Genomic DNA, 20,920 nt, shown 5'->3' on the forward strand with positions numbered 1-20,920 from the left:
TCAATACATACTTGGTAACCTTCATCAAAAGATCGTTTACCGGGCGGATACGGCCTATTTGGTCGATAACGGGATTCCAGTTTGCAAGAAAGGAGCAGCGCAATGAAAGGGGTTATGATTCAAGGAACAGCTTCAAATGTTCGGAAAAAGTCTTCTCACAACAGCTCTGTGCCGGTTGTTTGCTGAAAAAGGCTATGCCGCTGCGCCCATTAAAGCACAGACATGTCTAAATCGTACAATTCCAAACGGAAGATGGAAAAGAAATGAGTATTGCACAGGCACAGCAGGCTGAAGCAGCTGGTCTTATGCCATACGTATGCATGAATCCGATTGTCTTTATACTTATCTGAGAGTTTTATGGGAAACCATCAGTACAATCAATGGCGGTGATTATCAAAAGTGCTGGCACAATAAAGCAAAACAAACGATTCAATCGGCACTGAAGCAGTTAGACCAGCAGTATGATCTCATTTTCCTCGAAGGCGCAGGCAGTCCCGTGGAGATGAACCTGAAGGAGCGTGATTTGGCCAATATGGCTGTAGCAGAGATGGCAGACGTACCTGTCATCTTGGTTGCAGACATTGACAGGGGAGGTGCTTTTGCAAGTATTGCCGGGACATTGGCATTACTCGATCAGGAAGAAAGAAACCGGGTGAAGGGGCTGATCATTAATAAATTTCATGGCGACGTCACCTCGTTTGCCTTGGGCAGCGAGTGGCTTGAAACCTATACCAGGCTTCCTGTTTTGGGGGTTATTCCGTACATCGAACATGACCTTGCTGAAGAGGACAGTTTAAGTACACAGGAAGTGCTCACTGCCAATGTAATAGAAAAAGATGCTAATTATGAAAAACTGGCAAAGCGTTTGGAAAAACATTTGGATTGGCGAAAACTGTTAACAATCATGCTGGGTGAAGCGCATGTTCACTAGATTGAAAGGCATTTTTTCAGGAATGGGCATTAACCTGCAGTTTTTCACAAGCATTCCCATAAAAAGTGAGATCCCAATGAACCGTTTCCATCTGTCATATGCGTTACGGACATTTCCGTTGCTTGGATTGCTGCAGGGTGTTATCTATGCATCCGTTTTGTTTGTGCTGCTGTCCTTTACGCCTTTTTCTGACGTTATGACGGCACTTTGTTTATGGCTTATATTGATTTTTCTGTCGGGCGGTATTCATCTGGATGGTCTTATAGATACAAGCGATGCCTATTTTTCGTACCGGGATCCTGAGAGGCGGCTGGCGATTATGCAGGACCCCCGTGTTGGTGCATTTGGTGTGCTGTCTGTTATCGTTTTTCTTGGTGTGCGTTTTGTTATTCTTTATGAATTAATTACCATGGCGGATGTCTGGACATATGTATTGGTCATGTTGGTTCCGTTTTTTGGGAAAATGCTGATGGGCACCTATCTGCAGGTTTTGCCAACAGCTCGAAGTCATGGGATGGCCCACTTTTTTAAACACGGTACGAGCAGTTCATTCTGGATGGTTTACGGTTTCTATTTGATCATCATTGGTATATTGATAGGGCTATTAAACTTTGAATTATTAGCATGCTATTTGATTCTTGTAAGCTGTATGATCGTTATAGGATATATAATCGCCGGGAGAATAAAAAAGCATTTCGACGGTATATCGGGTGATACATTAGGAGCGAGTTCAGAAGGGATGGAGCTGGTGTTATGGATCGTCATGTGGCTGTTACACTCTTTCGCCATGGTGTAACGAAAGCAAATCTGGAAAGGAAATATGTGGGGTGGAGTGACCCGCCGATAACAAGTGACGCCCGAAATGCGTTAAAAGCGCTGCAAAGCGACTTGCCAAATTATGATCTCTGTGTATCAAGTGATTTAACACGCTGCAAGCAAACAGCTACAATCCTTTGTTCAAGCCTAAAGCCTGTGTTAAGGGAAGCATTTCGCGAAATGCATTTTGGCCAGTGGGAATTGAAAACATATGTGGATCTTTATCAGGACGAAGCATATCGAAACTGGCTTTCTGATCCTTTTTCCGAGCAGCCGCCTGTTTGCCCATATGGAGAAAAGGGTGATGAGCGGCTGGACGTCACTCAAGAAAACAATACATGATCAAGGTTATCGGGAAGTTTTGCTGGTAACGCATGGCGGGGTCATCCGCTCTTTATTAACAAAGCTGGCTGATGAGACGAGAAGTTTTTGGCAATGGCAAATCCCACACGCGAGCGGAATCAGACTTTGCTGGACATACCATGACTGGAAGGAGGATGACCGATGCACTTCATTACGGGTGGTGCCTTCAATGGAAAACGAAAATGGGTGAAAAAACACTATGCTGCGGATCATCACTTATGGCTGAGCGCCTATGAATCAGCTGACCTGATTAAATCATCCCACGAAGATTTCCCGGCTGTTGCGGTATTGGAAGGGCTCGAAAAATGGATACATACAAAAATAGATCCAGCGCTTCCACCTGATACACACCGTCAAAACGTGATAAATCAAATCGTACCTTGGCTGGAGTGGGAAAAAGCGGACAGCCACCGAAAACTAGTTATCATCGGTACAGACATTTCAAAAGGAATTGTGCCGATAGATAAACGGGAGCGGCTATGGCGGGATATCACCGGGTGGATCTATCAGGATTTGGTGGCACAAGCTGAGCGGGCTGATGTGATCTGGTATGGCATTGAACAAACGATAAAGTGAAGCTTCATTCAATGGGTGCTTTTTCCCATTGAATGTTAGCTGAACCGAATCGGGCATTTAGGGACTTATAGGGGGTCTGTCCCCTACCATGCTAAAGTGTTAATGTGATGAGGGACAGACCCCCACAGTTAGCCGGCGTACTTTGCCGGTATACTGTCCATTACATGCGGGGAAAGGTGAAGCTTCATTCAATGGGGTGTTTTTCCCGATTGAATCCGGGGAAAAGCATGATTAAATTTAATAGGAGGTTATTCGGATGAGACTTTATACAAAATCAGGTGACAAAGGGCAGACAAGTGTTATTGGCGGAAGATTGGACAAGGACGACAATCGCGTTGAAGCATACGGTACTATTGATGAGGTGAATTCGTTTGTCGGAAAAGCGGTTTCAGAATTGGATAAGGACATATTCCCGGATATCGTGGCAGATCTTGAGAAGATTCAGCATGAGTTGTTTGACTGCGGTTCAGAATTATCGAATATTAAGACGGAACGCGACCATAAATTGACCGAAGAACCAATTACTTACCTGGAAGATAAAATGGATGAATTGATTGATGAGGCACCGGAACTCGAACGTTTTATATTGCCGGGCGGTTCCGATGCATCGGCATCAATTCATATCGCCAGAACAGTGACACGCAGGGCTGAACGCATGATTGTGTCACTCATGAAAACAGAAGATGACATCTCATCCGTCCCGTTAAAATATGTTAATCGTCTGTCGGATTATTTTTTCGCAGCTGCCCGGGTCATCAATGCCAGATTGAATGTACCTGATGTTGAATACGCACGCAGCGCAAAGGTTTTTCGCGGGTCCAACAAGAAAAAACGTGATTAAAAAGGGGCAAAACTGTTATGAGCAATGTTGTCGTACTGCCATTATCATCTGATCAGGAGCTCGTGATTACTTCGGATAATAGTGGCGCTATTGGTGAAAAACCGCACGATGCAGTCAGTACATCAAATGCTGTTGTGGGCCGCTTTGCCTGCCGTGTTGCAGTCATGGAGTGCCTTGCTGCAGGTGGTGACGTGCAGGCAGTCGTCATGCAGAATTTTACCGATGATGAAGCTTGGTTGGACTATAAACATGGTGTGGAGCAGATATTGGATGAATTAGAGTTGGATCATATTCCCATAACCGGCAGTACCGAGAGCAATTTTGCAAGTCTACAATCGGGTCTAGGACTGACGATTATTGGAACGAGAACAATCGTGAAAACAAGTGACTTCTTAGGCGAAGAAGGCTTTGCGGTTATCGGGAAACCTTTAGTTGGTAGTGAAGTGCTTGAACAACCTGATGAGGTCGCACCACTTTGGTTATTTCAGCGTCTGTGCCGGCTGGAATCAGTGAAAGCATTGCTTCCAGTCGGTTCAAAAGGAGTTGCTGCAGCATGGAGAAGCTGGACAGAACGAACGAATAAACTGGAATGTAGGATTGATTTGGAAAAATCCGCCGGCCCCGCTACCTGTTTCCTGATTGCCTATGATAATCAAAATGAAGCAGAAATAAGAGAAACAGCCGGTTCTCTTTTTCATAAACTTATACCGATTGACGAAGCAGAATAGACGGCATTCGACAAAATTCGGGGCGTCACTGTGACCGTAATTCGATATAGACGTTCGGACATGAATCTATTATAATGATGTTAACAATCAAAGTCGTTAGTAAAATGGATAAATGGGGAGGGGAGCATATGAGTGATAATCAAGTGTTGCAGGCCATTAAAGAATTGCAGGATCAGATGAATGAGGGGTTCGAAAAAGTAGATAAACGCTTTGAGCAGGTTGATAAGCGCTTTGAATCGCTTGAAAAACGAGTTGATCAAATGGATACTAAAATTGATGGGGTACAGGCCGGTGTGGATCTGCTTGCAAGGAAAACATGGAAGAATGAACAGGAAGTCTTTATTATGAAAAGAAGCATGGGTTTGGATTAAGGGTAATGGCAGTCTAAGAGGCTGCTTTTTTTATATCTATGGAAGCGGAAAGCCCCTCCTTCAGTGCGACTTAAAATTTGGAGGATATGCATATGACAATCTCACAATTAGAAAACGACATAAACAGCCTTTTAGACGGAATGGATTCACCTGTAGGGCTGTCTATCAAAGAAGGTGACCACTCCATAACCGTCAATGCAAACATGTCGATGCCTGCTGCAAGCGTCATCAAAATCCCCATTATCATGGAAGCGTTCCGTCGGGCTCAAAATGGTGATTTGAACTTGTTTGAAACAATCAGTGTCCCAGCCGATGCTATAGTTGGCGGTTCCGGTTTCTTACAAGCTTTGTCCGAAGATGTTTCGATGACACTGCTCGATGTATTGACACTGATGGTTATTGTCTCGGATAATACTGCCTCCAATCTGGTGCTTAAGCGGGTTGGGATACATAGTGTGAACACACTTTGCCGTCAACTGCAATGTCATGATACCAAAATTCAGCGTTATTTCATGGACATGAAAGCAGCTGAAGACGGTCCTGAAAATACGACAACAGCAGATGATATGAATAAGTTTCTTGAGGAAATTTCAACACCCAAACTGTTAAGCAAGAAATCGGCCAATCACATCTTACAAATAATGACTCACCAGCAACTCACCGCCAAATTGCCTGCCTATCATACCAACAACGAGCTTATTATTGCCAATAAAACCGGAGAACTTATGGATGCCGAGCATGACGTCGGGATTTTCCGTTATCAGGATAGGACAGTTTTAGCTTCCGTTATGATAAGTGGTATCAATGATCGCGTCGCTGCTCAACTGTTAATCGCCGGTGTTGGTAACCGATTATGGCTTATATAAGCGCTTAAATATGCATTCGTTTACTGTCAGGGTAGGATGTTCTGGCACCACACTGATTGACGAGGCAGAACAGACGGTATTCGACAAATTTCGGGGCGTCACTGTGACCAATCAACCCCAGAAAAACCCAGGCAAGTACGAATAACTGTATCTGGAACACAATATATTAATTGCTGAACTGTACGGTACGTTGTTCAAGTATCGTTTGGAAAATAGATTATTTGGGAATGGACAAAAAAATTCGCTATGACTCTTCTAGTAACCTGAAATTATCTTTTGTGGTTATGGAAAGGAGATCAACATGAAAAGAAGAACTGACATGAACATGCGCAGGCGGAAAAGCAAACGGAACATTATCCTTAATTCCTCGATTGTTGTTGTCTTTGCCCTCATTTTAGTTGTTGGAGGGAATATGGTATTTGGCAGCGACACTACAAGCGAAGATGAGCAAAACAGCGCCGGCAACGAGGAAGAAGATATAAAAATCACTGAAGATGAAAGTGAAGATCAGCAGTCTGAAACAGCAAGCTCTGATCAGGAAGAGAACAACAATCAAGGAGAAAATGAATCCGAGCAGCGTGAGAACGCGATTGACCGGCTGGAAGTTGAAGACGGCAATGAATCCGGTAACGATGAAAACAACGATGACTCCCAGCAAGGCAGGGAAGAAAATGAATCTCAGGACGAAAACGGCATTAATTTAGACAACATTGGCGAACCTATTGGTACTTCTCAGACAGGCGAGCATACGTCCAGTTACGATGAAGGTACAGTCGACTGGAATGAAAAAATAGAAGCGATTCAAATGGTAACCGGACTGGATGACAGCATGACGCTTTGGCGACTGGCAAGTGACGGCGGCCCGCAACAATCAGTCGGAAAAGTCAGCCCTGATGGTGTACAAGATTGGATGTATGTCGTGAATCTCGAGTGGGTCGATCAAGAAGGATGGAAAGTGACGAACGTTGATAGGCAAAGCCGATAATAGAAAAGTTTTTTGAGAAATAAAGAAAAGAGCCGTATCGCTTCCATAAAGGGATACGGCTTATTTTTATCCGATTAACCTGCCAAATCCCGTCGCTGATAACCGATAAAACCGGCAGCAATCAGCACAATGGCGATTCCAATCATCCAGATAATGCTTTCCGGTTCCACATCAGAAGCCAGCAAACGGGGGATATGTTCAAAGACGGACAGGCTATTCAGCCATTCAGGAAGCTCGAGCAGGCCGCCGATATAGACTGTTATAAATCCATGGAATAAATACAGCAAATATCACTTGCAGGTGATCGGAGAAACAGCTTATGATGAATGAAATCGCTTATGCGAATCGTGTTATGCATGATATTCAGAAAGGATGTTTTGATGACACCCAGCAGTGCCAACGAATGGATTACAAAATTGGACATGGAGCCACATCCGGAGGGCGGCTATTACAAAAGAACGTTTGCCTCGGATGATTATACAGCAACAGATGATGAACGGATGCTGTATACAAGCATTTACTTTTTGTTGCGGGCGGGTGATATATCCCATTTTCACCAGCTGCAATCGGATGAATTATGGTACTTTCACGCTGGCAGTCCGCTTCACATTCATATGATTGATGAGCAGGGGGAATACACGATGAAAAAACTTGGCGTGAACCCGGATAACGAGGAATCCCTGCAAGTGCTCGTTCCTAAAAATACCATCTTTGGCTCTTCTGTTGAGGCAGACGGGGACTACGGGCTTGCAGGCTGTATGTGGCGCCCGGCTTTGATTTTGCGGACTTTAAGCTTTTTACACAAGAGGAGCTGCTTGAAAAATACCCGCAGCACCGGGAAATTATCCAAAAAGTGGCCTATGAAACGATAGATGGTGGTTAACTGAGTGTCAACAGTAGTACAACCGGGCGGGCTGCCTGTAAAAGACCGATTCGTTTAACTAACATTCAGCGGGGGTGGAAGGGAAACCTCCCCACTAATGAAGTTTCTACTTTATTCAATATGAAAAGTCTCACATGAATCGATGCAGATCTGCAAAATCATACAATCAACTACTGTTCAAGCATCACAACTGGCTAACTGAATCTTATAGTCAGTATGTCACTATCTACTGTTAATAGTTAAAGCTTCTCAATCTTCCCGGCAAGGTTGAAATCTTTGCTGGTAATGCCCTCTTCATCGTGAGTCCGTAGTGATAAGTTAACCTTATTGTACTGAATGACAATATCAGGGTGGTGGTCGGCTTCTTCCGCCAGCTCACCCACGCTGTTTACAAATGCAAGCGATGCATTAAAATCGGCAAATTTATATGTCTTTGTCAGGTAACCCTCGATATGCTCCCATCCAGGCACTTGATCGAGGTTTGTTTGAATTTGCTTTTCGTTTAATATCATACTTATACCTCCTCAAATTAAAACTTCCCCAAACTTTCACCGTTTAAACCTGTTCTGTTTATCTTCCAATGTATCGTGGTCTAAGGCGTAAAGCTTCCACATACAGATTTCAGCGTACTGATTATTTTTAAAAGCTGATAAAAACCCCTTTGCCTATTCTCTGTTTCAAGGTATAATTAATGTGTTTGGGAAAGATGCCCAAACCGTGGTTCGAAACCATCCCACGATAAAAAACTAAGGAGTGAAATCATTGAATATCAAAACACTTACCGTCAATGCGATTATCGCTGCTGCGTATGTGGCGTTGTCATTAGTCGCCGCCCCGATCGCATTCTCGAACATTCAGTTTCGGATCCCCGAAATGTTTAACCATCTCGTTGTCTTTAACACAAAATATTTTTACGGGATTGTCCTGGGCGTTTTTTTGACCAATTTATTTTCCCCGACCGGCATGTACGATTTGACATTCGGTGTCGCGCATTCGGTGCTGTCGCTTGGAATCGTCATTTTCCTGGCAACGTTTATTAAACATAAATTAACCCTGCTCATCATCAACACGGTCGTATTTTCGTTCAACATGTTTATCATTGCATTTCAGCTTTATATGGTCGCCGACTTGCCATTCATGTTCACATGGCTGACGACAGCTCTGGGTGAATTCGGCGTCATGGCTATCGGGATTCCGATTATGTATATGCTGAACAAGAAACTGAATTTCAATGAACTTATGGAGAGCCGTTAAGTAAGTTACACCGATTCGATAGTGCACCCTGTCTCTCGTACTATTCTGAATCGTGTCAAGTGCTAGGGACCCAGTTCACCGAATGGGCACTAAGCGGTGAGGAAGAATCTTACGCGAAAATATGATTATGATTTGCCAATGAGCCGCTGACTGAAACAGAAAAGCCAATAATAAAAAAACATAAAAGCGGCAGTGAACAAGAAGGGAAGTGGGTTTGGCCACTCCCTTTTCGGACACGATTCTACTCTGAACCCGGCAAGTGACAGACTATGCCACTAAACTTCCAATCCTGCAATCCCAAAGCCGCCGGGGCCTGAGTGAGTCGAAATCATCGCACCAGCCTGCATCCATTTGACGTTTTTGAATTGGTTTTCTTTTGCGATGTCGTCCATCCGTTGCTTAATACGTTCATCAAGTCCGATCGAGTATAGAAAATAGAGCTGTTCTCGATCAATGTCGTATTGATTTAAATAATCCTGCATGAGTTTTTCCGCAACACTGCTCATTTTCCCGCGATACTTCTTTGTCGAAACAAGTTTTCCGTCAACTAATTCAATGCGTGGCTTTAATTTCAATAAAGCCCCGCCGAGATAGGCCATATTGCTGACACGTCCGCCTGCTCTTAAAAATTCCAGGCTGCCGGGAACAAACGCAAGCCGTGATTTCGGAATAATGGCTTCGATTTTTTCAATCAATCTTTCAGGTTCAATCGCAGGATTTTTCTCCAACTCATTAACCGCATACATCACAATAGCAGCTAACCCGCCAGTAACATTCAAAGCATCTATGAGAAAAAGATTATCAAAGTCCTCTGAGGTGATGACCGCATTTTGGAAGGAAGAAGATGCCTTTGATGTATAACCAATATGAATAATGGTGCAATCCGGAAAATCCGCTTGTATCTTCGAGAAAAAGTCGTGATACTCATTGGCATTTGTCGATGTTGTGGAGGGTATCTTTTTGGTGCGATCATAGTAGTCATAAATATCCTTTACAGGCAGCGTGCCATCTAAATAATCGTGTCCATCCATCACGACGTGCATCGGAACCACCTGAACTGCATGCTTTTCAGCCAAATCTACCGGTAAATCCGCTCCGCTCTCTGTCGATAAAATAATTCTGCTCATTCTACATCCCCTTTATATAAAGTGAATCTTCAATCAGTGGGGGGGTTCTTTCTTCTCCCACTAAAGAACTGGACAATAGCATTGTGATTATATCACATCAAGGTTCACAGGGGAATTATGGTCGTCGCAATTTGAGGTCATCATATTTTGCATCAATTGTTAGAGGCGTATCTAAAGCACGAGAAAGGGAGAGAAGCGTTTGATAATTTGGCTGCGTTAACCCAGCCTCTAATCGCCCAATTGTAGACTTAGCAACATTGATGGCTGTGCCAGTTCTTGTTGGGTCATTTGTTTTTTATGACGATGACTCACAATTTGCGCTGCTAAATAGCCTCGCTGCTCGATTTCTTCAACACGATCTTTACCAACGATTTCCGCCAACTTCTTATTAAAATCATCATTCACTGTAAAAGACAACAAGATCACTCTCCTTTTTGGATAGGATAAAAGGAAATTATAAAACATGTTCGCCATTAGAAAAGTGAATAAAATACTTTTATACTGCTAAAATTGCTCGCAACCAAAAGTGAGCATTTTTTATGTCTAATTATGACAAAAATGCCAGGCAACATCTGCAAATCTTTGCGTATCCTTACATGATATCATAGACATAAACTGGCCCAAGGGAATGGGATAATTTGGTGAACAATTGGCAATATAGCACAATAAATAAATCTAGACCTTTATATTGAAACAAAAAAGCCGGCTGACCTTGTATTACAGGGTTTATAACGAATCGGAGCTAAGAGAACGAGTTATCAATCATAATCTTTTCCAAGTAAAAACTGAGAGTCGGAAAGAGAACTGGCGTCAACAATTCTGTTCAGACTCTATCCCCATGGTCCACTTAGACCTATTCCGCTGTATGCCGTCTTTCGATTTTTGTTTTTCCATCAGGTAACGCAACTTCAGTCATGTTATCCAGATCACAGTTTTTCCTTGCGTTGTTACATTTCTCTTGCCAGTGTCTGATGGCGACTTTTTCACCGGTCAGTTTTGCTTCCTCTATCTTAGCTTCTTTTTCGGCTTCTTGCTGCTCTCTTTTCTCCAGTAATGGTTTTGCATAAGCGGCTGCTTGCTGATATGTAAATTCCTCACCCAATGCTTCAATGAATTCTTCATCAACCAACGTCTGCCATCCGCCTGCTGTTTTAGCTACACCCAAATCTTTAGTAACTTCAGCTTCCATGGCCGAAAATGACATAGCCGTTTAATGCCTCCACTGCGAATTACTGACTTTGATGTGTAACGCCATAATCAAGTCCTCTTTTCGTTTGGCATCCTGATCAATTGCTTTCTGCTTAAATTCCTCTTCAATTTCATCAATTACCTTCAGCTGTTCATCTGTAATCCCTAATTTTTTAACCATCATGCCAGCTATTTTGTGGGGTTTAAAAAAAGTAATAGCGTTGCGTTCCCTTGACAGTTCCCTGACAATTATTCCATCATCAAATTTTTCTGTTTTGATTACATAGTCATTTCTGCCATTCACAATAAGGTCAAAACTGACTTCTTGATCGTTTATTTTGTTTTTTATGTTTAATGTATTTTCCATTTTCCTCACGACCTTTCTACCTCGGTGCATTATTTATAATCATATCACATCAAGGTTTACAGGGTTAAGCAAACCAAAAAAGGAAAATAGTACGCTGTTTTTTTGCCGTTAAAAAGCGCCAAAAACACTGACCTTGCAATGTCTTTGGCGTTTTTCGGTGTCAAACTTGAGGTTATGACACGAAAAACTTATTTGATTGTTGTACTTAGGTGTTGAATCCCTCGCTCGTTACATAATTTTTCTAACTAAATACATGTGCCGTATAAGAAATTTTGTACTTGTTCATGATCGAATCCCTCCTTCGTTTTCGGCATACAAACGCTATCCGATGTATTCTGTGATGTATTAGAGGGTTAAATCAAGTGTAAATACCCGGAAAAGGTACGTGCATGTGGCTGGTAAGCAACAATAGTGCTATACATTTTCTTGCCTACCCTTTTGAATAGAACGCTATTTAATGTCTCAAAAAATGGCCCAAGGAACCTGTCCCCTTGGACCGTCGAACCACTTTCAGCTGTTTTAACAACAGTCATTTGGCTGAATGAACCGTTTGGATATTTTCAATGGATCGGGACGGCTTGTATATTGGGATGACTTTATTGCTGGCAGTTCATTCAGGATCTTCCCGAAAGAAAAAGGTAGATAAAAAGTTCCCTCGAGTTGGATGATTTCCATTAACTCGAGGGGACCTTTATGTATAAGGACTTAAATACTATATTCTCCACAAATATAAGTGATTTATGTTGGTTTTGTTGAATATATTGAATTTAAATAGTAAACTATAAGTATAAAGGGGGCGATTCAAATGGCAACTACAATGGACCGTGAACAAGAAACATTATGGGATACGGTGAAATTTTTAAACCAATTACACGATAAAGAAAAAGCTGAAATCCTTTTAAAAACAACGATTGAAAAATCATTGAGACTGATGAATGTTTATACACCTGTAGTATTACAATTACATTTCCCCATTCCAAGTGATAACGATTTGGATGAGTTGAAACAATTGGATGCAGCTATACGGGGGAAAATGGAAACATCCCAGTCTGAACAAGCATTTGAAGAAGTACTGGATTATATCGATATGATCAGCAAAATGACAAAAAAACCTCAAGAAACGAACAAGAAAATGTTGGCATCAATTCTTGAAAAAAAGACAAAGAAAACTGCCCGCGTTGGGAAAAGAGCTCACGCACCATTGGATAAATTAGCTGCAGCAGAGGCGAACAAAGAAAGCAATCAGCAATTCTATACAACCAGTGAGGCAGCCCATAAATTAGGACTCAGTGATCAAACAATAAGGAGAATGTGTGAAAATGGGAAGTTTAAAGGTGCCTACCGTTCAGAAGGTGGGCATTGGCGGATTCCTGAAGATAACTTTATAACATCGAAGAAACAGGATAAAAAAATTGATGAATTATTTGAACAAATAGATAGAAAAAATAGAGAAGCGGGGGATGTAGATGAGTTCGATCTTTAAACGAAATAGTCCCCCGAAGGTATTTTTGGATACCACGGTGTTGTGTGGCGCTTTACGAAAAGATGGTATCAACCGCAAAATCCTCAGAGCTGCGCAATTTCCCCATTTTTACCGACCTATCATTTCAAAAGTATGTTTATTTGAATTTGTCCGAAATGCTTCAAACGGACTTGGAAAAGGAAATCGTATGCTAACATATGATGGTCAGGAGATTGAATTCTTTTTAAACGAATTCTTGAGTCCAATAACAGCGTATTACGCGGAGCTTCCTGTTAACAGTATTGTTGGCCGTTATAGTGTGGAAACGATTATGAGAGAAAATCGTCCGATTGGAGCGGTACTAACTGAGCTAAGTGGTTGCAGTAATGAAATGGCGGAACAAATTGCCTCTTCTTTGGAAATGAGTAAACCACTTTATCGCTTTGATCAAGAGATTTTCATGTGTGGATAACAGCAATTCAGGAAGAATGTGATTACATAGTCACCGCTAACAGCAGACGATTCCCTGCAAAAATAGGAAATATAGAACGAATTCACCCCATCGAATTTTATGATTTTTTAGATTCAGCTGCAGAGTGAAATATTCTAACGCGTGACTACTTCACACCCGTCCGCAACCGCTTCTTAGCAGTCCTTACCTCAGCAGTCACCGGCATATGTCCGGATGCCTTAGCCAGTCCATAAACGGGCATGTTTCCATAAATTGCTTCATAATACCCTTGTGGCACGACATACGTTTCATGATAAACCCCAACAGCATTGGTATCGCCGATTTTTCGGTTGAAATTCTTCCATGCTGTCAGATGCTTCTGCCCTCTGGAATAGGCAAGCAGATCCTCCTTGGACCGCCAGTACGTGATCATCACCGTCGTGCGCAGCCCGAAATAGTTTTCCATCGACAGAAAACCAAGCTCCTCCTGATTTTCATACAACTCCCGAATCATGCCTGGCATTGCGGTAAACACCTGTAGATGGGACAACAGGAAAAATCACAACAAGAGCAAATGAAAGTGATGCTGGATAATACACTACTGCAACGAGAAGGGGGACCCATTGAAATTGCCAACACCATTGAATTTTTGATCAGTGATAAAGCATCCTGCATAACCGGTACCGATATTCTGGTGGATGGCGGCACCACAGCAAATATGCGTAAGGTGCAAGCGTTTGAGGGAGAAAACAATAATTAGACGATTAAACGTATTAATGGATCCGTTTGATTTAAGGATTATTGGTCACAAGGCCGCTTGGCGTATGCGCACCATGCGTTTTTTGTTTATATAGGTATTATTTGTTTGAATTGAAACACTGAAAAATCAGCAAACAATTTGAACCATATTATCCATTGATTGAGCCGGCTCGATTTTTGGATGAAAAAGGCATCTGACCTCATTGGCTCGCGACGCACTACATAATGTCAGACAACGGAGAAATCAAGCAGCACATAATTCGGGAGGTGGTGTCACCAAATTATTATGAAGGGTTAATTAACCTCAGTAAAAGTAAGTTTTTTATTATGCGAATCAAAGTGATATCGAATTAACTTCAGGTTATCCCATTCCATAGAAATAAGGGGTCTTCTACCCTTGACAAAATTTCTGTGTGCAATTTTATTTCTTTGTTCTATAACGTCTGTTGGAAATTCAAATGCAACCAAAAATGCTTGAATCATATTATAATCACCAAAACTATATTCTTGGTTTATCCAATCAACATATTTCATTGCTTGATTTATATCCTCGGATGATGCTGAGTCTTTTTTTATTTCAATCATTAGATATTTAGAAATTGTCTGGAAACCATAGATGTATTTGTAGCCGAATATATCCATTTTATCCATGTAATCAATTGGTTTAAAAGGAGAAGCGATTACTTGATGCGAAAGATAATCCCATTCACCAAATTTATTAGTTTTATTATTTGATATATAATCTAGTATACCTGTCTCTAAAGCCATTTCGTGTCTTACACTACCATCATTATTGGAGCAGGAGGCAAGGATGTTTTCTGATTTAACAATGAATTTATCGTCAACTAGGTCAGCGATTTTCTCATGGGTGTTCTCCTTCTCCATGAAAATGCCTTCTTTTGTGACTAAACTTGCTTCGTTGTTTTTTAAAATAACATCAATTAGAGCTTTGTTTTCTTCATCATCTATCTTTATAAATGAGAGTTTCCAAAAAGCGCGTAACATCTTGAAACGCTCTGGATTTGAAGATAGAACATCATCCATATCCACTCCATTCTTGAAAAAATGTGGAGCCCCCTTGAAGGTACAAACCATTCTATGTTTCTTGCCATGGAGGTTATTAACAATAATTCGGTTTTTTAAGGAGGCATGGTTATATTCATAGGGGAAATCTGCTTCCGGGAAGTTTAAGTGTTTACAATCCCCCTTTATATTAACGAGCTCACCTATCCCGTAGAGTTTTCTTTCGTGGAAAAAGTATATATTATCTCCTTCTTTCATTGTAATATAATCACCAAATGTTCCTTCATGATGAGCACCCCAAATCCTATTTTTGGGGATATTTAATATAGTACTATAAATGCCATTTTTTATAGAGTCGCTTAAAGAATTTAAGTTGTTCAGACTAAAGATATAGCCAGCCAATTATATTACTCCTTACATATTCATTATAATTTTTGCAATATAAGTATTATCTAACCAAAAAGCTTGTTTTGTAATAGTTTGTCCGTCAGGTAGCATAATCTTATCTTTACTATCTCTAGCTTTTGGTCTAATATGACAAACATTATTATTACCGGGTTTTGGAAGATTGTTTTTTACAATTGTTCTATTTTTTTGTTTTACAAGCTCCAATTTAATGCCATTTTTGATTAGCGATTGGACATGTAACCAGAAGTTTTTAAGAGTGTCCTCGATATCGTTGTTGGACATATTCCAAAGCGTAATGCCTCGAAAATACAATTTCCTGTTAGGATTATCCTTTTTACTCTCTTTATAGTGAAATACAACAAACAAAAATTTGGTTTCTTCAAAATGATTTTTCAGCCAGCTTTCATCCCAAGTTTCTTTTTCCCATTCAAAAAAATCTATATTCTTAAAAGACATATGCTCCTTGGGTACTCCGTTTGGCTCAAGCCGAATAGTTTTTAATTGAATGTTTGCTTTTGCGAATTCTTCAATTTGGTCTAGTTTCGTACCTCGGATACCTAACAGCTCACTAACAAACTCTTGCAGAAAATTTTTGGATTTGCTATTCACTTTTAAACCAGTTTTCTTACAAATTTGTTCAATTGACATTCCCTGGTATGGTTTAAACCTATCTAATAGTAGTTCGAACATTGATTTCTGTTTAAGTTCCCCTGGTCCAGCAAATCTTATTAGATCCTCTTGTTTTATTTCCTTGCGAACAAGGGCTGTCATATAACTCTGTTTTAATGAGTATGCTCTTTGCATGGCTTCTTCATCGCTGTAAGGCTGAGTTCGTAATGAACTTTTACTTGCTCCCTTTGTACACGCAGCCAAGTAGTTTGTGTCAGCTTCTGAAAGTTCGTGGGCCAAACCATTTTTTATTTTTTCTACAATTATTTTCCAGTCGTGTTTTATTATTTCAAGGTCTTCTTCCGGATATCTATGTAAGTAGGATTTTATGACTTTATAATCGGCCCTTGCAATGTTTGATACCCACTGATAAAAGAGTATTAATATTTCACGGTTTTTTCTCCAAAAACTAGATGTTTCAAATAGTTGATGGACTTCATCATGGTAATTAATAATATTCAACACTAATCTCTCTTTGGCAGATAACGTTCCATTTTTATTCTTCTTAATAGGGGTGACTTTTAATTCGATTCCTAAATCAGAGAAATCGGCTTCACTTTTGGAGTTAATTTCATATTCAAAAAAGCTTTCTTCTATTATTTGTCCCAATTGCCCCTTTGCTTTACCGTCTTCTATTCTGCCGCTATTATCTATCTCACCAAATGTTTTACCTTCTGCCTGTTTTGCTTTATATAAAAGCTCCTTTTCCGTTTTGTATTCCATTAAGTAACCTCTTTCATACGGTAGTTGTATTTATTTTAACACAAAAAACTGACACTTGAGTGTCAGCTTATACATGTAAGTTCAATTGTACTTCCTCATTTGTAACTGTTTCGCTATCAATTTCTTGGATTCTATTACCCATCTTTTCAATTAAACCTACAATGAGTGCGTTACCCATACAAAAGTATCTCATTCTATCTGTCATTCCTGCAGTCCAATTGTCCTCGAACCCGTTGAGTCTCTCGCATTCCACAGGAGTGAGGAATCTCTTTCTGCCGTTTACTTCCACAATATGAGTGCTGCGGTTTGTGGTGCCTTCACTAGTTAACATAGTGCGGCCAGGCTTGTCCAAGTCGTCAGTAGGGGACATACCGCCCTCGGAGAAATAATACTTATGTCCAGTGGCTGAAGTGCGCTCTATTTTTTTTGAACCTCTAAGATACTCAAATTTTTCTTCGATTTCTTTCGATAAGTAATATTTTTCATCAACTAGCTCTTCGTCAGTTAATATATCTCTTAAAGGCGTTGCTTTCTTTTCAACCGGAGAAGTATGGGCAGTGTATATTTCCCCATCTCTCATAACTCCTGAATTGTGAAATATAAATTCAAAGTTGTCGGAGATTTCAACCCGATCAATAGGTATTTTGGTTATTGATTCTCTGTCTTTGTATGGGGTTGAATATACCGGGAATTCCTTTGCAAAAAAGCCTTCTTTAAATACTACATCCTTAAAGTTTGAAGTCCGCTGTTCTTGATCAAAAGAGATCCCATTTTTGTAGCCGAAAAGAAACACTCTTCTGCGCCTTTGAGCAAATCCATATTCTGCTGCATTTATTACACGCCACTCAACTGTGTAATTTAAATTTCTAAAAGTTCCTAGCATTACTGCGAAATCTCTACCTCTTTGAGAAGATGGTGATTTAAGTAGTCGATCAACATTTTCTAGTAGAACATATTTAGGGTGTGTATTTTCCAATACTCTCTCTATTTCCCAAAAGAGAACTCCTTTTTTTCCCTGAATCCCTTTTTCTCCGGAAAGTGATCGAGCTACAGAATAGTCCTGACAAGGAAATCCACCTACAACTAAATCAGGTTTTACTTGTTGAATTTCTTCGTCTGGAATCGTGGCTATGTCCTCGTTCACATGGATACCATCTTTAAAATTTTTTACATAGCAATCAAACGCATGCTGGGTTTTTCGAGCTGGTTCCCATTGATTAGCCCAAGAAACATCAAAAAAGTCTTTATTAGCTTTTTCTAAACCGAGGCGGAAACCACCGACTCCAGCAAACAATTCCATAACACGAATAGTTTTATCTCGCTTCATTTGCGAACATCCTTTCGCCTTCTTTTTATCATTATAACTTATTTTGATAAAAAGATGAAGATCAATGATGAAAAAATTTCTTTTAAGCTAAATATTGAAGTGTATACTTTATCATATCAGAAAATCTTTGTTGAAATCTATGAGTAAGATTTATAGAATAGCTGGGACAAAATGTTGACAAAGTGATTGGAGGTGTCGATAACTGAACAATTATTGCGAGAGAGGTTTCGTTAATTATAAACCTAAAGCTACTCCATAATCTGTTCTTACAAAATAATAAGGAACAGGGCGTTTTTTAAAGCCCTGTCATTCCTGGTAGGGAAACTTCAATTCATATAATCCGCCTTGTATCATTCATCATCATCATCTTCAATCCAATATCGAGAATTAGGATGTGTCGAATCTATATTAACCAAACTGGATTCTGTAGTTTTCGCGCAAGTACCATTTTCACAAATAATAAAAAGGTAGTTTTTTAATTTTATACGGGCCCTAAATTGCAATAGTAAATGCAACACCCTTCGTGAAACCACTATGTAAGGTTTTCTGTAATTTGTTGGTGTTGGGGCCTAGGCCCCAACACCAACAAATTTTGCGAACGCTTCGGCTGGGGTCTGATAATTTAATATTTTCCGGGGAAGCGTATTCATCCAATCGGCTGCTTTGTCTATTGTTTCATCGGCGTATGTACGGACAGGCTGGCCTTTCTTGATAAACCTCCGAATGAGTCCATTGTGGCGTTCATTTGACCCTCGCTCCCATGAAGCATAGGGATGGACAAAATAAACGTCAATTTGCTTCTCTGTGCCCTGACCAGCCAGTTCGCTGAATTCCGATCCATTGTCCGCTGTAATGCTTTGAAAAACATGCTGGCTGTCCGGAAACGCCGCAATCACTTCCTCTAAGCCCACTGTAACAGCCGGGGCGCTTTTACTAGGAATGCGCTTGATGATCTCCATACGTGTCTTCCTTTCCACCAGGGTCAGTAAAGCGTCGTCTTTAGATTTATGCCCCAGAACGGTGTCAATTTCCCAGTGACCAAATTCCTCCCTGTTATCTATGGATTCGGGGCGCTCTTCAATGCTCGTCCCAAGAAGTTTTTTATTTTTACGGGGTTTTGTCTTCTTCGTTGAGCGGCGGAGTTTTTCAGCTCCCAAATCATATTTGATCACCGACAACTTAACCTTCGTCTATCCAGTTGTAATATGTCTTTCGGTCGAAGGACATAGTCAAATTGCTTCTGCCTATTCGCATACCCACGATTACATCAGGGGACCATTCGTCTCCCAGGATTTTTTCTTCTGCAAACTCAATAAAATCCCGCGCAGCCGCCATAGTAGAATGCCCACAACAATTCTCACGGTTTTCCTCGTAAACACGGACCCCGGCGTCTGGGTAGTATGTGGTATAGGTTTTGCAGTTAGTATCAATCTGCTGTACGCTTCCGCGGTTCTTTTCACGTGAAATCGTACTCGCATCGCGTCCCATTCTTCTGCCAATTTCCCTTAGTGAAACGCCTTCATCCAAATAGGCGGCTATTTGTCCTCTTTCCATTTCTGTTAAATGTGTAAATGTACGTTCTTCCGTGTTAGAATAGGGTTGAGTCATCGTGAATTACCTCCGTATCTTTTGTGTTTTAGTCAACCTTAATTATACGTGGTTTCACGATGGCTTTCTATTTATTTAGCTGTTGCATTTCATTTTACAATGAACCATTTTATACGGGCTTATTGTACCATTATTTTTTTAAGAGGTGGAAAATAGACGAACGTTACCGATTATTGTACAATAAATTTAGTAGGTAAATTTAAAGGAGTCCCAATGATGCTAAATAACTATCTACTGGGTATACTGTATGGTGACGGTTACATACAAATTATCAATAATCGTGAAACAGTCTTCTTTTCCACTACACATAAGGAAATTGCTGATAAATTAGTATCTAAGTTAACAAACTACGGTATTATACATAATCATTATACAAGAAATCACGAGGCTAATTCGCAAAAAGAAAACTATGAAATACTAGAGGTTATCCAAATTACCGACCAGGAATTTTTGTGGAAACTGAAGGAGAGTGGTTATGATTCATCAGCAGCAGAAGTACGAATTAAATCTGATTCAGATTTTTTAAGAGGTTATATGGAAGCAAAAGGAACACTTTTCAAATCGCAATCACGTGGTAGCGAATTCTGGAGAATCTCAATTAGTGGTAATTATGAGGATTTGATATACATAAAAAAACTTTTTGAAACGCACCTTGGTATCAAAGTTGGAGAAGTGTTGCAAAGGAGAGAACGTTGATAAAGTGTTTGAAGGAAGTATCGCCCTTGATACAGAAGAAGATCATAAATTGAAGCCAACTTCCTTTGGGGCCGGTTCAACGCCTGAAGAGGACATGGAGCGTCTATCATCGATTATCGAGCGGTTGAACGATCGGTTTGGCACGGAATTCACAGATACTAATCGTTTGTCATACGAACAGGTGAAAGAAGACATTGTAAATAATGAAGATTTGGCACAAAAGGCAAAAGTCAATACGAAAGACAATTTTAAATTCAGTTATGAAGAAGCGTTTTTGGATATCGTCATTGACCGCATGTCGCAAAATGAGAATTTCTTCATGAAGATGATGGAAGACAGTGATTTTAAGGCAACGGTCATGAATGCTATGTTTGATGAGATTTATCATGAAATGACGGGGGAATAGAGTGTAGAATCAAGTATGGTTAGCCCCCCACTCGACTGGATTTTTGTCGCGGGAAGGTTTATAATCGCATTAACAACAAGTTGTACGTTGAA

The 20,920-nt window shown here is 40.6% G+C and carries 27 protein-coding genes, 2 pseudogenes and 1 riboswitch; of the genes and pseudogenes, 16 read left to right on the forward strand and 13 right to left on the reverse strand.

Going from position 1 to position 20,920, the window contains the following annotated elements:
- The first annotated feature begins 316 nt into the window (after nucleotides 1-316).
- The 9 genes and pseudogenes from Len3610_RS02800 to Len3610_RS02840 all read left to right on the forward strand — a co-directional run bounded on the left by Len3610_RS02800 (nucleotide 317) and on the right by Len3610_RS02840 (nucleotide 6,477).
- On the forward strand, nucleotides 317-931 hold the full coding sequence (locus Len3610_RS02800) for an AAA family ATPase (RefSeq protein WP_255259755.1): 615 nt from the start codon (nucleotides 317-319) through the stop codon (nucleotides 929-931).
- A complete protein-coding gene (gene cobS, locus Len3610_RS02805; protein WP_176446620.1) occupies nucleotides 921-1,727 on the forward strand; it encodes an adenosylcobinamide-GDP ribazoletransferase in 807 nt (268 codons plus the stop codon). The genes Len3610_RS02800 and cobS overlap by 11 nt, the downstream gene beginning before the upstream one ends.
- Nucleotides 1,685-2,300, forward strand: a pseudogene (locus tag Len3610_RS02810) (histidine phosphatase family protein). The gene cobS and the pseudogene Len3610_RS02810 overlap by 43 nt, the downstream one beginning before the upstream one ends.
- Nucleotides 2,252-2,686, forward strand: a complete 435-nt coding sequence (locus tag Len3610_RS02815; protein ID WP_176446621.1) for a bifunctional adenosylcobinamide kinase/adenosylcobinamide-phosphate guanylyltransferase — start codon at nucleotides 2,252-2,254, stop codon at nucleotides 2,684-2,686. Before Len3610_RS02810 ends, Len3610_RS02815 begins: the two are co-directional and overlap by 49 nt.
- A gap of 256 nt (nucleotides 2,687-2,942) precedes the next feature.
- Nucleotides 2,943-3,527 (forward strand): cob(I)yrinic acid a,c-diamide adenosyltransferase, encoded by a 585-nt coding sequence (locus Len3610_RS02820; RefSeq protein ID WP_176446622.1) that lies wholly within the window; start codon nucleotides 2,943-2,945, stop codon nucleotides 3,525-3,527.
- Between the two features lie 17 nt (nucleotides 3,528-3,544).
- Nucleotides 3,545-4,255, forward strand: coding sequence for a hypothetical protein (locus Len3610_RS02825; RefSeq protein WP_176446623.1), 711 nt, complete (start codon nucleotides 3,545-3,547; stop codon nucleotides 4,253-4,255).
- A gap of 128 nt (nucleotides 4,256-4,383) precedes the next feature.
- The gene (locus tag Len3610_RS02830; RefSeq protein WP_176446624.1) at nucleotides 4,384-4,626 is read left to right on the forward strand and encodes a hypothetical protein; all 243 of its coding nucleotides are present in this window, start codon (nucleotides 4,384-4,386) and stop codon (nucleotides 4,624-4,626) included.
- Between the two features lie 92 nt (nucleotides 4,627-4,718).
- Entirely contained in the window at nucleotides 4,719-5,492 is a 774-nt protein-coding gene (locus Len3610_RS02835; RefSeq protein ID WP_176446625.1) for a serine hydrolase, read from the forward strand.
- A 301-nt stretch (nucleotides 5,493-5,793) separates the two neighbouring features.
- Nucleotides 5,794-6,477: a YrrS family protein gene (locus Len3610_RS02840; protein WP_176446626.1), complete on the forward strand. Its 684-nt coding sequence runs from the start codon at nucleotides 5,794-5,796 to the stop codon at nucleotides 6,475-6,477.
- A gap of 74 nt (nucleotides 6,478-6,551) precedes the next feature.
- Here Len3610_RS02840 and Len3610_RS02845 read toward each other — a convergent pair whose 3' ends face one another.
- Nucleotides 6,552-6,764 (reverse strand): hypothetical protein, encoded by a 213-nt coding sequence (locus Len3610_RS02845; protein ID WP_176446627.1) that lies wholly within the window; start codon nucleotides 6,762-6,764, stop codon nucleotides 6,552-6,554.
- 93 nt (nucleotides 6,765-6,857) lie between these two features.
- On the opposite strand from Len3610_RS02845, the pseudogene Len3610_RS02850 reads away from it, so the two are divergent.
- Nucleotides 6,858-7,360: pseudogene (locus tag Len3610_RS02850) on the forward strand (cupin domain-containing protein).
- 239 nt (nucleotides 7,361-7,599) lie between these two features.
- Here the strand turns inward: Len3610_RS02850 and Len3610_RS02855 are convergent.
- Nucleotides 7,600-7,872, reverse strand: coding sequence for a 4a-hydroxytetrahydrobiopterin dehydratase (locus Len3610_RS02855; RefSeq protein WP_176446628.1), 273 nt, complete (start codon nucleotides 7,870-7,872; stop codon nucleotides 7,600-7,602).
- 199 nt (nucleotides 7,873-8,071) lie between these two features.
- Nucleotides 8,072-8,116, forward strand: a riboswitch (PreQ1 riboswitch).
- A gap of 6 nt (nucleotides 8,117-8,122) precedes the next feature.
- Between Len3610_RS02855 and Len3610_RS02860 the strand changes: the two genes are divergently transcribed.
- Nucleotides 8,123-8,614, forward strand: coding sequence for a QueT transporter family protein (locus Len3610_RS02860; RefSeq protein ID WP_176446629.1), 492 nt, complete (start codon nucleotides 8,123-8,125; stop codon nucleotides 8,612-8,614).
- Nucleotides 8,615-8,889: 275 nt separating this feature from the next.
- On the opposite strand, the gene Len3610_RS02865 is transcribed toward Len3610_RS02860, so the two are convergent.
- The 5 genes from Len3610_RS02865 to Len3610_RS02880 form a co-directional block, all read right to left on the reverse strand.
- Nucleotides 8,890-9,741 carry a DegV family protein gene (locus Len3610_RS02865; protein ID WP_176446630.1) on the reverse strand — a complete coding sequence of 284 codons (852 nt, stop codon included), beginning with the start codon at nucleotides 9,739-9,741 and terminating at the stop codon, nucleotides 8,890-8,892.
- A gap of 115 nt (nucleotides 9,742-9,856) precedes the next feature.
- On the reverse strand, nucleotides 9,857-10,003 hold the full coding sequence (locus tag Len3610_RS20485; protein WP_369693674.1) for a helix-turn-helix domain-containing protein: 147 nt from the start codon (nucleotides 10,001-10,003) through the stop codon (nucleotides 9,857-9,859).
- Nucleotides 9,970-10,158 carry a hypothetical protein gene (locus tag Len3610_RS20490; RefSeq protein WP_255259756.1) on the reverse strand — a complete coding sequence of 63 codons (189 nt, stop codon included), beginning with the start codon at nucleotides 10,156-10,158 and terminating at the stop codon, nucleotides 9,970-9,972. Before Len3610_RS20490 ends, Len3610_RS20485 begins: the two co-directional genes overlap by 34 nt.
- Before the next feature lie 436 nt (nucleotides 10,159-10,594).
- Nucleotides 10,595-10,945, reverse strand: coding sequence for a hypothetical protein (locus tag Len3610_RS02875; protein WP_176446631.1), 351 nt, complete (start codon nucleotides 10,943-10,945; stop codon nucleotides 10,595-10,597).
- A gap of 6 nt (nucleotides 10,946-10,951) precedes the next feature.
- The gene (locus Len3610_RS02880; RefSeq protein WP_176446632.1) at nucleotides 10,952-11,296 is read right to left on the reverse strand and encodes a hypothetical protein; all 345 of its coding nucleotides are present in this window, start codon (nucleotides 11,294-11,296) and stop codon (nucleotides 10,952-10,954) included.
- Nucleotides 11,297-12,101: 805 nt separating this feature from the next.
- Between Len3610_RS02880 and Len3610_RS02885 the strand changes: the two genes are divergently transcribed.
- The gene (locus Len3610_RS02885; protein WP_176446633.1) at nucleotides 12,102-12,779 is read left to right on the forward strand and encodes a helix-turn-helix domain-containing protein; all 678 of its coding nucleotides are present in this window, start codon (nucleotides 12,102-12,104) and stop codon (nucleotides 12,777-12,779) included.
- Complete coding sequence (locus Len3610_RS02890) at nucleotides 12,763-13,230, forward strand: PIN domain-containing protein (protein WP_255259757.1); 468 nt, start codon at nucleotides 12,763-12,765, stop codon at nucleotides 13,228-13,230. Before Len3610_RS02885 ends, Len3610_RS02890 begins: the two co-directional genes overlap by 17 nt.
- 145 nt (nucleotides 13,231-13,375) lie before the next feature.
- On the opposite strand, the gene Len3610_RS02895 is transcribed toward Len3610_RS02890, so the two are convergent.
- Nucleotides 13,376-13,744 carry a DUF4188 domain-containing protein gene (locus Len3610_RS02895; protein ID WP_369693675.1) on the reverse strand — a complete coding sequence of 123 codons (369 nt, stop codon included), beginning with the start codon at nucleotides 13,742-13,744 and terminating at the stop codon, nucleotides 13,376-13,378.
- A 6-nt stretch (nucleotides 13,745-13,750) separates the two neighbouring features.
- Between Len3610_RS02895 and Len3610_RS02900 the strand changes: the two genes are divergently transcribed.
- Nucleotides 13,751-13,969, forward strand: a complete 219-nt coding sequence (locus Len3610_RS02900; protein ID WP_176446635.1) for an SDR family oxidoreductase — start codon at nucleotides 13,751-13,753, stop codon at nucleotides 13,967-13,969.
- A gap of 293 nt (nucleotides 13,970-14,262) precedes the next feature.
- Here the strand turns inward: Len3610_RS02900 and Len3610_RS02905 are convergent, their stop codons facing one another.
- The 5 genes from Len3610_RS02905 to Len3610_RS20250 form a co-directional block, all read right to left on the reverse strand.
- Nucleotides 14,263-15,393 (reverse strand): hypothetical protein, encoded by a 1,131-nt coding sequence (locus tag Len3610_RS02905; RefSeq protein WP_176446636.1) that lies wholly within the window; start codon nucleotides 15,391-15,393, stop codon nucleotides 14,263-14,265.
- Nucleotides 15,394-15,405: 12 nt separating this feature from the next.
- The gene (locus Len3610_RS02910; RefSeq protein ID WP_176446637.1) at nucleotides 15,406-16,791 is read right to left on the reverse strand and encodes a Sau3AI family type II restriction endonuclease; all 1,386 of its coding nucleotides are present in this window, start codon (nucleotides 16,789-16,791) and stop codon (nucleotides 15,406-15,408) included.
- 67 nt (nucleotides 16,792-16,858) lie between these two features.
- Entirely contained in the window at nucleotides 16,859-18,118 is a 1,260-nt protein-coding gene (gene dcm / locus Len3610_RS02915) for a DNA (cytosine-5-)-methyltransferase (RefSeq protein ID WP_176446638.1), read from the reverse strand.
- 569 nt (nucleotides 18,119-18,687) lie between these two features.
- Entirely contained in the window at nucleotides 18,688-19,275 is a 588-nt protein-coding gene (locus Len3610_RS20245; RefSeq protein ID WP_217994053.1) for an IS30 family transposase, read from the reverse strand.
- Between the two features lie 22 nt (nucleotides 19,276-19,297).
- A complete protein-coding gene (locus tag Len3610_RS20250) occupies nucleotides 19,298-19,726 on the reverse strand; it encodes a helix-turn-helix domain-containing protein (RefSeq protein WP_217994054.1) in 429 nt (142 codons plus the stop codon).
- 213 nt (nucleotides 19,727-19,939) lie between these two features.
- On the opposite strand from Len3610_RS20250, the gene Len3610_RS02925 reads away from it, so the two are divergent.
- Nucleotides 19,940-20,422 carry an LAGLIDADG family homing endonuclease gene (locus tag Len3610_RS02925; RefSeq protein WP_176446639.1) on the forward strand — a complete coding sequence of 161 codons (483 nt, stop codon included), beginning with the start codon at nucleotides 19,940-19,942 and terminating at the stop codon, nucleotides 20,420-20,422.
- 4 nt (nucleotides 20,423-20,426) lie between these two features.
- Nucleotides 20,427-20,828 (forward strand): hypothetical protein, encoded by a 402-nt coding sequence (locus Len3610_RS02930; protein ID WP_176446640.1) that lies wholly within the window; start codon nucleotides 20,427-20,429, stop codon nucleotides 20,826-20,828.
- Nucleotides 20,829-20,920: the final 92 nt, after the last annotated feature.

The organism is Lentibacillus sp. CBA3610 (assembly GCF_013373365.1).
GTDB lineage: Bacteria > Bacillota > Bacilli > Bacillales > Amphibacillaceae > Lentibacillus.

Coding starts and splice junctions, on each gene's coding strand:
- Len3610_RS02800 (WP_255259755.1), top strand. CDS start 317: ATGCATGAATCCGATTGTCTTTATACTTATCTGAGAGTTTTATGGGAA.
- cobS (WP_176446620.1), top strand. CDS start 921: ATGTTCACTAGATTGAAAGGCATTTTTTCAGGAATGGGCATTAACCTG.
- Len3610_RS02815 (WP_176446621.1), top strand. CDS start 2,252: ATGCACTTCATTACGGGTGGTGCCTTCAATGGAAAACGAAAATGGGTG.
- Len3610_RS02820 (WP_176446622.1), top strand. CDS start 2,943: ATGAGACTTTATACAAAATCAGGTGACAAAGGGCAGACAAGTGTTATT.
- Len3610_RS02825 (WP_176446623.1), top strand. CDS start 3,545: ATGAGCAATGTTGTCGTACTGCCATTATCATCTGATCAGGAGCTCGTG.
- Len3610_RS02830 (WP_176446624.1), top strand. CDS start 4,384: ATGAGTGATAATCAAGTGTTGCAGGCCATTAAAGAATTGCAGGATCAG.
- Len3610_RS02835 (WP_176446625.1), top strand. CDS start 4,719: ATGACAATCTCACAATTAGAAAACGACATAAACAGCCTTTTAGACGGA.
- Len3610_RS02840 (WP_176446626.1), top strand. CDS start 5,794: ATGAAAAGAAGAACTGACATGAACATGCGCAGGCGGAAAAGCAAACGG.
- Len3610_RS02855 (WP_176446628.1), bottom strand. CDS start 7,872: ATGATATTAAACGAAAAGCAAATTCAAACAAACCTCGATCAAGTGCCT.
- Len3610_RS02865 (WP_176446630.1), bottom strand. CDS start 9,741: ATGAGCAGAATTATTTTATCGACAGAGAGCGGAGCGGATTTACCGGTA.
- Len3610_RS02875 (WP_176446631.1), bottom strand. CDS start 10,945: ATGTCATTTTCGGCCATGGAAGCTGAAGTTACTAAAGATTTGGGTGTA.
- Len3610_RS02880 (WP_176446632.1), bottom strand. CDS start 11,296: ATGGAAAATACATTAAACATAAAAAACAAAATAAACGATCAAGAAGTC.
- Len3610_RS02885 (WP_176446633.1), top strand. CDS start 12,102: ATGGCAACTACAATGGACCGTGAACAAGAAACATTATGGGATACGGTG.
- Len3610_RS02890 (WP_255259757.1), top strand. CDS start 12,763: ATGAGTTCGATCTTTAAACGAAATAGTCCCCCGAAGGTATTTTTGGAT.
- Len3610_RS02900 (WP_176446635.1), top strand. CDS start 13,751: ATGGGACAACAGGAAAAATCACAACAAGAGCAAATGAAAGTGATGCTG.
- Len3610_RS02910 (WP_176446637.1), bottom strand. CDS start 16,791: ATGGAATACAAAACGGAAAAGGAGCTTTTATATAAAGCAAAACAGGCA.
- dcm (WP_176446638.1), bottom strand. CDS start 18,118: ATGAAGCGAGATAAAACTATTCGTGTTATGGAATTGTTTGCTGGAGTC.
- Len3610_RS20250 (WP_217994054.1), bottom strand. CDS start 19,726: ATGACTCAACCCTATTCTAACACGGAAGAACGTACATTTACACATTTA.
- Len3610_RS02925 (WP_176446639.1), top strand. CDS start 19,940: ATGATGCTAAATAACTATCTACTGGGTATACTGTATGGTGACGGTTAC.